Annotated in this window: 9 protein-coding genes; 6 read left to right on the top strand and 3 right to left on the bottom strand. The window is 44.9% G+C overall.

The annotated features are described in order from the left end of the window. Positions 1 to 79: 79 nt before the first annotated feature. From AC3CH3_RS12535 to AC3CH3_RS12510, 6 genes are all read left to right on the top strand, one after another. On the top strand, positions 80 to 448 hold the full coding sequence (locus AC3CH3_RS12535; protein WP_019824378.1) for a YacL family protein: 369 nt from the start codon (positions 80 to 82) through the stop codon (positions 446 to 448). 239 nt (positions 449 to 687) lie between these two features. Further along, a complete protein-coding gene (gene glnK, locus AC3CH3_RS12530; RefSeq protein ID WP_004738200.1) occupies positions 688 to 1,026 on the top strand; it encodes a P-II family nitrogen regulator in 339 nt (112 codons plus the stop codon). A gap of 27 nt (positions 1,027 to 1,053) precedes the next feature. Next, on the top strand, positions 1,054 to 2,283 hold the full coding sequence (locus AC3CH3_RS12525; RefSeq protein WP_017059420.1) for an ammonium transporter: 1,230 nt from the start codon (positions 1,054 to 1,056) through the stop codon (positions 2,281 to 2,283). 295 nt (positions 2,284 to 2,578) lie between these two features. Beyond that, positions 2,579 to 3,592: a Fe(3+) ABC transporter substrate-binding protein gene (locus tag AC3CH3_RS12520; RefSeq protein WP_488537265.1), complete on the top strand. Its 1,014-nt coding sequence runs from the start codon at positions 2,579 to 2,581 to the stop codon at positions 3,590 to 3,592. Between the two features lie 244 nt (positions 3,593 to 3,836). Then, positions 3,837 to 5,462, top strand: a complete 1,626-nt coding sequence (locus AC3CH3_RS12515) for an ABC transporter permease (RefSeq protein ID WP_488537264.1) — start codon at positions 3,837 to 3,839, stop codon at positions 5,460 to 5,462. Continuing rightward, the gene (locus tag AC3CH3_RS12510) at positions 5,462 to 6,490 is read left to right on the top strand and encodes an ABC transporter ATP-binding protein (protein ID WP_019824376.1); all 1,029 of its coding nucleotides are present in this window, start codon (positions 5,462 to 5,464) and stop codon (positions 6,488 to 6,490) included. The genes AC3CH3_RS12515 and AC3CH3_RS12510 overlap by 1 nt, the downstream gene beginning before the upstream one ends. 150 nt (positions 6,491 to 6,640) lie before the next feature. Here AC3CH3_RS12510 and AC3CH3_RS12505 read toward each other — a convergent pair whose 3' ends face one another. The 3 genes from AC3CH3_RS12505 to AC3CH3_RS12495 all read right to left on the bottom strand — a co-directional run bounded on the left by AC3CH3_RS12505 (position 6,641) and on the right by AC3CH3_RS12495 (position 12,607). Then, entirely contained in the window at positions 6,641 to 8,053 is a 1,413-nt protein-coding gene (locus tag AC3CH3_RS12505) for a phosphoglucomutase/phosphomannomutase family protein (protein WP_019824375.1), read from the bottom strand. Positions 8,054 to 8,127: 74 nt separating this feature from the next. Further along, on the bottom strand, positions 8,128 to 10,533 hold the full coding sequence (locus AC3CH3_RS12500) for a glycoside hydrolase family 94 protein (RefSeq protein ID WP_019824374.1): 2,406 nt from the start codon (positions 10,531 to 10,533) through the stop codon (positions 8,128 to 8,130). Between the two features lie 127 nt (positions 10,534 to 10,660). Then, a complete protein-coding gene (locus tag AC3CH3_RS12495) occupies positions 10,661 to 12,607 on the bottom strand; it encodes a beta-N-acetylhexosaminidase (RefSeq protein WP_488537263.1) in 1,947 nt (648 codons plus the stop codon). Positions 12,608 to 12,616: the final 9 nt, after the last annotated feature.

The raw sequence follows: 12,616 nt of genomic DNA, 5'->3' as shown, positions 1-12,616 counted from the left end.
TGACTTCGCTATATACTCTCGCCTCATTTTTGCCACAACCCTTTTATTGAGCCTCTTTTTATTAGAGCTTTGGAGTCTTATGGAATTCGAATTTACTAGAAACACTCTAATGGGTGAATACTATGTGAAATGCAGCATGGGCCATGAGATTGTTGGCCGTTGGCTTCAAGAAGAGATCGGTAAAGATAAGCAAAAATTAGATCATGTGATGGCGTTGATTGAGCAATCTCGACAGGACTTGAGCAATGAAGTGACGTTGCTTGGCAAAGAGATTAGCCTTGCGATTAATGAAGACGAAGTAACGATTCAAGAAAACGTGTTAGCGCATGAGCAAGAGATGGAAGAGGGCAGTGAGTTCGACTTCTATAACTGTGAAAGCCAAGCAAGCTGTGGAATCGACGATTTCGAACTGCTCATCGAACGCTGGATGGATTTTTTAGGTTACTAGTCGCTAATACCTATTTGTTAGTCACTCAGAGCTTTGCAGGCTCCGTTGCCCAAAACTGGAGCAACAATAGTGCAACGCATTAAGATAGTGAAAAGGCCGCACCATATTGGTGCGGCCTTTTTCGTTATTACGACCTTATTATATTAATGTTGTTTAAAATCAATAATTTAACTTTTTGGCACGCTACTTGGATTGTAATAAGAGAATTAACGGATTAAGTAAGAATTTAAGGAACGAATATGAAATTAATAAATGCCATTGTTAAGCCATTCAAATTAGACGATGTACGCGAAGCGCTCTCTGATGTGGGTATTGAAGGTATGACTGTTTCTGAAGTGAAAGGCTTTGGTCGTCAGAAGGGACACACTGAATTGTATCGTGGTGCAGAGTACCAAGTGGATTTCCTACCAAAAGTTAAGCTAGAGATTGCTACCCAAGCTGAGAATGTTGACCGAGTTGTTGAAGCGATTAGCCAAGCGGCACACACCGGAAAAATCGGCGACGGCAAAATTTTTGTGTATGACCTAAGCCAAGCCGTACGAATTCGTACTGGTGAAATGGATGCTGAAGCACTTTAAAGAATTACAAGGACTGGAGACTTTAATATGGAACTTACAACAACAGTAACGGAACTACGTTACGCACTAGACACTTTTTTCTTCCTCATTTCAGGTGCGTTGGTAATGTGGATGGCAGCAGGCTTCGCGATGTTAGAAGCTGGCCTAGTTCGTTCAAAGAACACCACAGAAATTTTAACTAAGAACATCTGTTTGTACGCAATTGCTTGTACAGCTTTCTTAGTGGTTGGTTACAACATCATGTATGTCGACAACGGTGAAGGCGGTTGGTTGCCATCATTTGGTACTCTAATTGGTACACAAGGTGAAGGCGCAGACCACTCACTAGAATCAGACTTCTTCTTCCAGGTAGTATTCGTTGCAACAGCAATGTCTGTAGTATCTGGTGCGGTTGCTGAGCGTATGAAGCTTTGGTCATTCCTAATCTTCTCTGTAGTACTAACAGCGTTCATTTACCCTGTTGAAGGTTACTGGACTTGGGGCGGTGGTTTCCTATCAGAAGCGGGTTTCAGTGACTTCGCAGGTTCAGGTATCGTACACATGGCTGGTGCAGCAGCAGCGTTAGCTGGTGTTCTGCTACTCGGTGCTCGTAAAGGTAAATACGGTAAGAACGGTGAAATCTACCCGATTCCTGGTTCAAACATGCCACTTGCAACGCTAGGTACATTTATCCTTTGGTTCGGTTGGTTCGGTTTCAACGGCGGTTCTCAACTAATGGTTTCGGATTTTGAGAACGCGACAGCAGTTGGTCAAATCTTCCTCAACACCAACGCAGCAGCAGCAGCGGGTGCAATCGCAGCATTACTAGTATGTAAAACAACTTGGGGTAAAGCAGACCTAACAATGATTCTTAACGGCGCGTTAGCTGGCCTAGTAGCAATCACTGCAGACCCTCTATCACCATCACCTCTATTTGCTGTAGCGATTGGTTCGGTATCTGGTGCATTGGTTGTATTCAGCATCATCGCTCTAGACAAAGCTAAGATTGATGATCCAGTAGGTGCTATCTCTGTACACGGTGTATGTGGTTTCTTCGGTCTAATGGCTGTGCCACTAAGCAATGCTGATGCAACGTTTGGTGCTCAGCTAATGGGTGCAGCGGTCATCTTTGCATGGGTATTCGGTGCTAGCCTAGCAGTATGGGCAGTGCTTAAAGCAACAATCGGTATCCGAGTAACGGAAGATGAAGAACTTGAAGGTATGGACATGCACGATTGTGGTGTCGGCGCTTACCCTGAGTTTGTATCAGTAAAATAATCAACAGTCGTCGCCTAATCTGAATGGGTTAGGTTAGACAAAGAAAGCCCCGCAACTCTTGTTGCGGGGCTTTGTTGTATTTACGGTTGCACAATATATAAACACGAACGTTGAAGTTAGGCTCATTGTTTAAGGGGAATGACAAGACACAAAGTTGAAATGGTTTGTTACAAAAGTGAGAGTTTGAATGGTCTGAGTAGACGGATTTTTTGTTGGTCGTCATTGTAATTATGTTAATGATGAATATAATAACGCAACTGATAGACATTATCATTTCGATATAAAGGATTTTACAATGAAGAAACTGCTAACACTTTCAGCTCTAGCGTGTGGTGTAATTGCCCCGACAGCAATGGCTGCGGAAGAAATAAACGTATACTCTTACCGTCAACCTTTCCTTGTTGAGCCAATGTTCAAAGAGTTCACAAAAGAGACTGGTATTAAAGTAAACGTTAAGTTTGCTAAAAAAGGTTTAGCAGAGAAGTTAGCTCAAGAGGGTGAATACAGCCCAGCTGACGTTGTCTTAACTGTAGATATCAGCCGTCTATCTGAATTAACTAAACAAGGTCTAGTTCAATCTGTAGAGAGCGATGTACTTGAAAAGAACATCCCTGCTCAATACCAAGATACAGATAATGAGTGGTTTGCTCTAACAACTCGTACACGTAGCGTTTATTCTTCACGTGACCGTGTTGGTCGTCTAGGTGAAGAGTTCACTTACGAAGATCTAACTAAGCCTGAATTTAAAGGCAAAATCTGTACTCGTAGCGGTAAGCACCCATACAATGTTTCTCTAGTATCTTCGATGATTGCTCACAAAGGTGAAGCTGAAACGAAAGAATGGCTAGAAGGCGTAAAAGCAAACCTAGCACGTAAGCCTCAAGGTAACGACCGCGCGCAAGTTAAAGCGATTAAAGAAGGTCTATGTGATGTTGCTCTTGGTAACAGCTACTACCTAGGTAAGATGGTTAATGATAAAGAGCAAAAAGCTTGGGCTGACTCTGTTTACATTAACTTCCCTAACCAAGAGACTACAGGTACTCACGTAAACATCTCTGGTATGGCAATGGCTAAATACTCTCCAAATGAAGAGAATGCCGTTAAGCTAATGGAATTCCTATCTGGTAACACAGCACAAAGCATGTACGCAGAAGTGAACTACGAATACCCAGTGAAAGCAGACGTTAAACCTTCTGAGCTTGTTGCTTCATGGGGTGAGTTCAAAGCGGATACTGTTTCTCTAGATGAAATTGCAAACCACCACGCGGCTGCAATCAAGCTATTGGACGAAGTTAAGTTCGATCTATAATTTATTACGGTAGGCTTCGGCCTAAGTAAAATGACAACCTCAAGTCGCCATTTTGGCTACTTGGGGTTGTTTGTTATTGGAAAATCACTTTTTGATACAAAGCACCCCGTTGATCCCTTGAGTTATTAGCATCTCACCTTGAAGTCATTAGAGTATATGGGTATAAATAACCCCACCATTAAAAGGATATGAGATGTATTTGCAAATGCATTTGTGTTTCATTAAGCCTCGTTGTAGTTAGGCGATGAAAGAAAAGAATTATTTATGGAACACCAGTAGCGGCATTATTGCTGTATTACTGGTCTTACCGATCTTAGCGATTTTTACGACGGCTGTTGGAGAAACAGATGAGCTATTTTCTCATCTGATGTCCACAGTGATGCCTACCTATGCCTACAATACGGTGGTTTTAGTCATAGGAACCATGTTCCTGTCTTTAGTTTTTGGTATTCCGTCGGCTTGGGTTATGGCAATGTGCCGTGTTCCGGGAGAGCGTGTTTTACAGTGGGCACTCGTCCTGCCACTAGCCATGCCAGGCTATATCGTTGGCTATATCTTTACTGATTGGTTCGACTTTGCTGGCCCTGTTCAGGTTCTACTGCGAGATCTTACTGGGTGGGGACCCGGTGAGTATTGGTTCCCGGATATTAGAACCTTATCTGGCGCTATTATTGTTCTATCTCTCGTTCTCTATCCTTATGTTTATTTGCTGTGCCGCGCGGCATTTATGGAGCAAAACGTCTCCTTATTGCAATCCGCTCGTTTGCTAAAATGCTCACCTTGGGAAAGCTTCCGTCGTATCTCCTTACCACTTGTTCGTCCATCAATGGCGGTCGGTTTATCGCTTGTTGCTATGGAAACCATCGGTGACTTTGGTACCGTGAGTTACTTTGCAGTAAACACTTTAACGACTGCGGTTTATGATACTTGGCTAGGCTACTCAAGCTTAACGGCAGCAGCGAAAATCTCGGCAATTATGCTGGTTATCGTGATCCTACTGTTGAGCTCAGAGCGATACAGTCGCCGTAAGCAGAAGCTATTCCAGAATCAGTTCAGCAGCCGCGAAGATTTTCGTTACGACCTTTCTGGTTGGAAAAAATGGCTGGCACTATTCTGGTGTTGGGGATTAGTTTGCGTTGCGTTCTTATTCCCTCTTGGCCAGCTCATTATTTACGCCTACAAATATTTTGCTCAAAGCTGGACCCCTGAATTCAGAGAATATGCCATCAACAGCCTTTACGTTTCGGTAGTTGCTGCGATTATTGGCGTGATTATCGCGATGATTGTTAACTTTAACCAACGCGTTAGCCCGAGTAAGAAAAATCAGGCTTACATGCGTATTGCTTCGATGGGCTATGCTGTTCCAGGCACAGTGTTGGCGATTGGTGTGATGGTGCCTGTGCTGTTCATGGATCATTTAGTTAATGATATTGCTAAAGTGATGGAGTGGGGACGTCCGGGGCTGATTTTCTCTGGCTCTATGTTTGCGCTTATCTTTGCCATGGTGGTGCGTTTTTCTGCGGTGGCGATTGGCAGTATTGAAAGTAGCTTGAGTAAAGTATCTCCTTCATTGGATATGGCTTCTAAAACCATGGGTTGCAATACCAACCAGATGTTACGTCGTGTTCATTTACCTTTGATTAAACGCGGCGCGCTGATCGCTGGTTTATTGGTGTTTATCGAATCAATGAAAGAGCTAAATGCGGCATTGCTGCTGCGTCCTTTCAACTTCGAAACATTAGCGACCTATGTTTATAACTATGCCTCAGATGAGCACCTCGAATTGGCGGCGATGCCTGCTGTATTACTGGTGTTAGTAGGTTTAATTCCTCTGATCATCGTAAACCGTTCCTTGGAGCAGAAACACTAATGAGTTGTGCATTATCAATTAAAGATCTGACTTGTAAATATGAGTCGCAAACCATCTTGGAAGCGCTCTCGTTAGAAGTTGAGCATGGTGAAATTGTTTGTCTTCTTGGTGCAAGTGGCTGCGGAAAAACCACCTTACTTAAGGCGATTGCTGGCCTGCTTCCATTGAGTAGCGGCGTAATGAGTTTGAACTGTCAAACCATCGATGATGGTGATAATTGGTTGCCACCGGAGCAACGAAATATCGGTATGATTTTCCAAGACTACGCTCTGTTCCCGCACCTGACGGTCAACCAGAACGTTGGCTTTGGACTAAAAGAACTCTCAGAGCAGAAAAAGAAAGAGAAAGTTCAAGAGATGTTAGAGTTGGTTCACTTAGATGAGTATGGTGACCGATACCCGCATCAACTTTCTGGTGGTCAACAGCAGCGTGTTGCGATTGCCCGATCTTTGGCATACAAGCCTGATTTACTGCTATTGGATGAACCGTTCTCGAACATCGATACTCAGGTTCGTCATGAGCTGATTTCTCAAATTCGTAAGATCTTTAAGAAGCAGGGTGTGACAGCTATTTTCGTAACTCACAGCCGCGAAGAAGCGTTCGCGTTTGCAGATAAGATGGCAGTAATGAACCATGGTGTGATTGAACAATATGGTTCGGCCTCTGAGTTGTATTTCCACCCTTCGAGTAAGTTCGTTGCAGACTTTTTGGGCGGCGGTAGCTATCTCAATGCGCAGCGTATTTCAGGAAATGAATTTGAAACAAGCTTAGGCCTGATAGAAGCGAAAGCACAAACTCAGATTGAAGTGGGATCGGAATGTTCGTTGTTACTAAGACCGCAGCAGATCCAAGCAAGTTATGAGCAAGACAGCGCTATTTCAGTGCTAGAACAGCAGTTTATGGGCGATCACTGTCGTTATGTAATCGAAGCGCATGGTCAGAAGTTATTAGCAACCTCGTCAGAAGCGCTTGAAGTTGGTATGCCGGTCAACGTAAAAGTGGATACCAAAGGCGTATTGGCTTTTTAAAGAGATATAACGCGATACTAATCGTTGCAAGAATCGCGATAAAAAAGCCCAGCACTTCAATCAAAGTACTGGGCAAGAGTTCTTCACTTATAGGCTTTAACAAGGCAGTGATTTGTTAAGCCCCATACAAAACTGCTGCACTCTATAAGCCTATAGAGAGAGGAAGTCTTTCACTTTTTGAAGAACACGTTCTGCAGTGTCTTTATCTTCCATTTCTGCGAAGATTCGTAGTAACGGCTCTGTTCCTGAGAATCGAGCAATTACCCAGCCGCCATTCTTGAAGTACACCTTGGCACCATCTTCATAGCTGACTCTTTCAATTTCGTATTCAAATTCAGGCAGTTGCTTCTCGACGTAGATCTTAGTGTAGAGCGCTTCTTTCTCTGAAGGTTTAAACTTACAATCGCCTTCCGCGGTGTAGGCATAGCCATATTTAGAGTAAATCTCATCAAGTAATTCAGACAGCTTCTTGCCTGTCACACTGATCATCTCAACCAGTAAGCTTGAAGCAAATACGCCATCCTTACCTTTGATGTGACCACGAATGGTTAAACCACCCGAACTTTCGCCACCAATCAGAGAGTCATCGGCCTCCATTTGCGAGCTGATATGCTTAAAGCCTACAGGAACCTCAAAGCTCTTCTCACCATGATCTGCCGCCACTTTATCCAGTAGATGTGTGGTTGCGATGTTACGAACGACAGAGCCCTTCCAGCCTTTGTATTCCAGCAAGTAGTAGTAAAGTAGGAGTAGTACTTCGTTAGGATGAATGAAGTGACCTTTCTCATCGATGATCCCCAAACGGTCGGCATCGCCATCAGTACCAATACCAATGTCATAGCCTTCTGCTGCAACTAAGTGCTTCAAGCGATAGAGCGTTGCAGCATTTGGCGACGGCATTAAGCCACCAAAATCTGGGTTTTTGCCATCGTTGATGACGTCGACATCACAACGACCGTTGATTAGAACCGTTTGCAGAGCGTTTTTCGCCACACCAAACATTGGGTCGATCAGTACGCGTAGGTTCGCTTTCTTGATCGATTCAATATCGATGGCATTAATGATGGAATCAACAAAGGCGTTCATCGGGTTGATGATCTCGATCTCTTTGTCATTCAACGCTTGTTCGAAATCGACACGAATAACATCTTCGTTGGTTAGGGTTGCGATTTGCTGTTCGATCTTCTCTGTGATGATCTCATCGGCATCGCGGCCGCCTTCAATGAACACCTTAATACCATTGTAATCAGCGGGGTTGTGAGAAGCGGTAATACATGCCGAGTAGGTGCAGCCCATCTCTTTCGCTTGGAACATTACGATAGGAGTTGGAACGAATTTATCGATGAAGCTTACTTTGATGTTGTTCGCCGCAAGTACTTCTGCAAACCAGCATGCGGCTTTATCTGAAAGGAAGCGGCGGTCATAGCCGATTACAAACCCATTCTTGGCTGCATCTTCGTTGTTGATGATGTTAGCGAGTGCTTGCGCTACCAAGCGAACGTTCTCTCTAGTGAACTCCTCACCAATGAAAGCGCGCCAGCCACCTGTACCAAATTTAATCATTAGAAAATCCTTTTAGTCTCATTGTCTCAAGCCTGTAAAGACTTGAGACAAGAGCTGTTCGTTAAATTGCGTGACTAGCCTAGAACAACGACAACATCGTTCACGCTGCCTTCTGCTTGTACTGGGATGGCGCCTTCAACTGACTCACCATTGATAGTGATAGAGGCAACGCCTTTGCTTACTGCATTCGGGTTTTGCACTGTGATGTTGTAAGTTGCGCCACGCCATTGACGAGTAACCTCGAACTCTGGCCAGTCAGTCGGGATACAAGGATCAACCGTTAAGCCTTCAAAGCCTGTACGAACACCAAGAATGAAGTTGGTTACCGCGAAGTAAGCCCAACCAGAGGTACCCGTTAACCAAGGGTGGTTTGCACGACCATGGTCTTGGTGATCTTTACCCATGATGAACTGCACGTACGAGTATGGTTCTGCGTAACGCGTTTCAATCATGTCGTTTTGGTTGTAAGGGTTCAGTGCGTCGTAGAACTTCATCGCGCGGTCACCACGACCTAGTTTCGCTTCTGCCACCCAGGCCCACGGGTTAGGGTGAGAGAAGATTGCGCCGTTCTCTTTTACGCCTTGGTAAACGCGAGTTACGAAGCCGATATCATCGTTTGGTGTTGCAAATGAAGGAGAGTTTAGGTGTAGGCCGTATTCAGAGAAAAGGTTCTCATCAACAGCGTCCATCGCTTTCTCACCGCGTTCTTGAGAAACAGCACCAGATAGAACTGCTAGCGTGTTTGACTCAAGGTGCACACGGCCTTCAGCTTGTTGAGCGGTACCGATCTTGTCGCCATTTTTAGTCAGACCACGGATGTACCAGCCGCCTTCGTTATCCCAAAGGTGCGTTTCACACGCTTCGCGAACGTTAGCTGCCATTTCTGTGTATTTCGCAACGTCAGCATCGTTATTGCGGAACTTAGCAAGATCTAGGAATTCTTGTAGCGCCCAGAAGTGTAGGAATGAAACCATTGAAGATTCACCGCCACCTAGGTTCAAACAGTCATTCCAGTCAGCACGAAGACCTTTACAGATACCCGTTTGACCCACGTATTCAGCAGAGAAGTTCAGTGCCGCTTTCATGTGTTCGTAAACTGTCGCCTCGCCACCGTCTGCGTATGGAATCACTTCATCGAAGAAGTCGTGTTCACCGGTTTCCATCACGTACTTGATGATGGTCGGAACGATCCATAGGTGGTCATCAGAACATGTGTCTTCAATGCCGTGGATCTTGTCGTCATCTGACGGTGTTGGAACAACCGTTGGTGATTTTGATGGCTCAACGTCGGCTTTCTCTGGATCGAACCAGTCTGGATCGAACAAGTGTAGACCGTAGCCCGCTTTCACTTGTCCGCGAAGCAGGTCGATAATACGCTTCTTGGTCATTTGTGGGTTGGCATGAGGTACTGAAATAGCATCTTGCGCCGTATCACGGTAACCAAGACCAGTACGACCGCCAACTTCGATGAATGATGCAAAGCGTGACCAAACCACACAGGTTTCTGCTTGGTACAGCGTCCACGTGTTGATCATTGTGTCTAAGCCTTCGTTTGGCGACTTAACTTGGAATTTGTTGCAACGCTCGTCCCAGTGATCTTTGATGCCTTGGAAAGCGGCGTCTACGTTTGCTGTGTCTTGGTACTTCTCACGTAGGCGTTCACCGTTGCCTTTACCGATACCGAGTACATACGCAAAGCGAACTTCTTCACCGGGTTGAATCGTAAATTGCTTGTGCAGAGAACCACAATGGTTGTAACAAGTTTGAGCGCTGTTAGAACACTTACCGTTTTCAACCGCAATTGGATTTGCTTCATCACGGTACATGCCAAGGAAGTTGTCACGTTGGCCATCGTAGCTGTCTGGTGAGAAAGTTGAAGCTAGGTAGTAGAAGCCTTCAAAGTCATTAGTGTTGTAGTACAGGTCGTATTCCAGAACACCTTCTTGGTAAGACGTGCCAGCAGAGTACAGAGACATCTGATGGTTTTGATTGTCTGATTGAATGTGGCTGAAAGAGAACTCAACAAACGAGAAAGTGCTGATAGTACGAGGCTTATCAGTGTTGTTCTTTAATACAACGTCCCAAACTTCTGCATCTTCACCCTTAGGTACGAATAGCGTTTTGGTCGCTGTAATACCGCTGTATTCACATTTGAACTTTGAGTATGACAACCCGTGACGAACTTCGTAATTCGCTTCATCTAGGCTCTTTGCCACTGGCTGCCAAGAGATAGACCAGTAATCACCTGTCTCATCATCACGCAGGTACACATAGTGTCCAGGACGGTCAAAGGTGCCGTTTGGACGGAACTTAGTAACACGGTTGTATTCCGGAGAATTGTAGAACGAGTAACCGCCCGCATTGTGCGAAATCACGGTACAAAACTTTTCAGTACCTAGGTAGTTTGTCCAAGGTGCTGGTACATCAGGGCGAGTGATGACGTATTCGCGATTGTCGTTATCGAAATAGCCGTATTTCATTGTCATTTCCTTTTTAACAAACTGCATCTATGCAGCTAATTTTTAAATAGTGATGCTGAGTCGTATCTAACTGAGCACCTTAATTTGATTCAGCAACCACTCGATGTGAGTGTCGCTTTGGTTTGTTTTATTGAGCTTTCCAAGGGTTGCGATAATCAACATTGAGTCTGTCGAGTAATGGCAGATGCCCCTTTAGGCGAGATAGGTAATCTAGCCAGTTTCGGTTGTTTTTATGTGTCCAACATCCTTCAGCTAAAGCGCTAATTCTTGGGAATACCATGTAATCCATACGCTTTTGGTTGGTGACGATCTCACACCATAGAGCACACTGAATTCCGCGGATCCGCTTACGAATTGGGTCGGTGTCGGATATTTCAGCAAGCGCTTCGTAGGTATAAGCTTGTTCTAATGGGATAACGGCAGCCCAATCTACGCCCGGTTCTTCCGGTGCATAATCTTGGGTCATGTCGAGATAGGTAAATTGTGCCGGTTGCAGCACCACATCAAAGCCTTGGCGAGCGCAATTCACTGCAGCTTCTTCACTGAGCCACGAGTAGATGATGGTCTCTTTACTGACTTTGTTGCCGTGCTGTGCTTCTTCCCAGCCGACCATGCGTTTGCCGAGTTGCTTGAGTTTGTTTTCGGCATAGCGGAATAGGTGACCTTGCAAGTCTTTGCTGTCTTGGTACTGGTGCTCTTTCATCAGAGCTTGAGCAGCAGGGCTGTTAGTCCACACGCCCGGTGGTACTTCGTCTGCGCCCATGTGAATCAATTCGCTAGGGAATAGCTCTGCGACTTCTTCAATAACCGCATCTAGAAATTGATAAGTGCCTGGTAAACCTGGGTTTAGCACGTTGTCGTTGTAGTGCTGAATGCTCTTGTATTGAGTGGTATCTGCTTGCTCTACCAGTATTTCAGGCAGTGATTTGATGGCGGCGCGGCAGTGCCCTGGGATATCAATCTCAGGGATTACCGTGATGCTGCGCTGTTCTGCGTATTCAATGACTTCGCGAATCTGTTGCTGTGTGTAGAAGCCACCATAGTTCTCGGAAATGTGGGTGTATTGCGGTTCTAATGCATGATCAGGACCACGCCAAGCGCCAATTTCAGTTAATTGAGGCAGGCTCTTAATCTCGATTCTCCAACCTTCATCATCGGTTAGGTGCCAATGAAAAACGTTGAATTTGTAGTGTGCAAGTTGGTTGATTAAACGCTTCACTTGCTCCACTGAGTGGAAGTGACGAGCGCAGTCCAACATCATGCCGCGGTATTTGAAACGAGGTTGGTCGGCTATTTGGCAACATGGTACAGAGAAGTTTTCGGCATCCTGTTGTTGAACCAATTGAATCAAACTTGCCACAGCGTGTACAAAGCCAGATTGGCTGCCTGATTCAATAATTATCTGTTGTTCAGTAATGCGGAGTTTGTATTCGGCTTCATCTAACGTCGGGTTGCTGCGAAATAGAATGTCGCCGCTTTCGTCTTTTGAAAGCTCAGCTGAAAGCGCGTTCGAAAGAGACAACTCAAAGGTCAATAGCAATTCTTGCTGGAACCAAGAGACTGCCTTATCAGCAAGATGAGATTGAACTTCAATTCTGCAGTCGTTATTTAGCGCGAAACTACCTTGCTGAAATTCGATCTGATTCGGTTGAGGAATTAATGCAATCTCAGCAGCGTTCACTTCAGGTATCTGATTGCGTTCACGGTATGGTGAAGCCAGAACAATTGGTGATATTGCGACAGGCAGTACCGATGTTTCACCTTGGTGATGCGTTTGGATAAAAGCATCATTTAGGCCGTCAGAATAGAAACGGAATGGGGCGCTTTGAATGCTGAATTCAAGGTAGTAATGGTTGTTCGCCTTTAACACTGGCGAACTTGGTTTGAACGAACAAAAACTACCAACTTGAGTAAGTTCACCCTGCGATAAACTCTCCTGAAGGATGAATCGGTCAAACGCAAAATGCAGTGACCAATCAGTTACATCAAGATCACTTAAGTTATGTACCGTAAGGCCAAATCGGCAGTTATTTTTTTGTTCAGAAAGAACAGCTAAGTCGATGCGGTAATTCATATAACTTCC

Source organism: Vibrio sp. QJM3NY_35, from assembly GCF_057785915.1.
This window is presented reverse-complemented; position numbering and strand designations above follow the sequence as displayed.

Excerpts from the sequence above, each read along its gene's own strand:
- AC3CH3_RS12535 (WP_019824378.1), top strand. The coding sequence starts at position 80 with ATGGAATTCGAATTTACTAGAAACACTCTAATGGGTGAATACTATGTG.
- glnK (WP_004738200.1), top strand. The coding sequence starts at position 688 with ATGAAATTAATAAATGCCATTGTTAAGCCATTCAAATTAGACGATGTA.
- AC3CH3_RS12525 (WP_017059420.1), top strand. The coding sequence starts at position 1,054 with ATGGAACTTACAACAACAGTAACGGAACTACGTTACGCACTAGACACT.
- AC3CH3_RS12520 (WP_488537265.1), top strand. The coding sequence starts at position 2,579 with ATGAAGAAACTGCTAACACTTTCAGCTCTAGCGTGTGGTGTAATTGCC.
- AC3CH3_RS12515 (WP_488537264.1), top strand. The coding sequence starts at position 3,837 with ATGAAAGAAAAGAATTATTTATGGAACACCAGTAGCGGCATTATTGCT.
- AC3CH3_RS12510 (WP_019824376.1), top strand. The coding sequence starts at position 5,462 with ATGAGTTGTGCATTATCAATTAAAGATCTGACTTGTAAATATGAGTCG.
- AC3CH3_RS12505 (WP_019824375.1), bottom strand. The coding sequence starts at position 8,053 with ATGATTAAATTTGGTACAGGTGGCTGGCGCGCTTTCATTGGTGAGGAG.
- AC3CH3_RS12500 (WP_019824374.1), bottom strand. The coding sequence starts at position 10,533 with ATGAAATACGGCTATTTCGATAACGACAATCGCGAATACGTCATCACT.
- AC3CH3_RS12495 (WP_488537263.1), bottom strand. The coding sequence starts at position 12,607 with ATGAATTACCGCATCGACTTAGCTGTTCTTTCTGAACAAAAAAATAAC.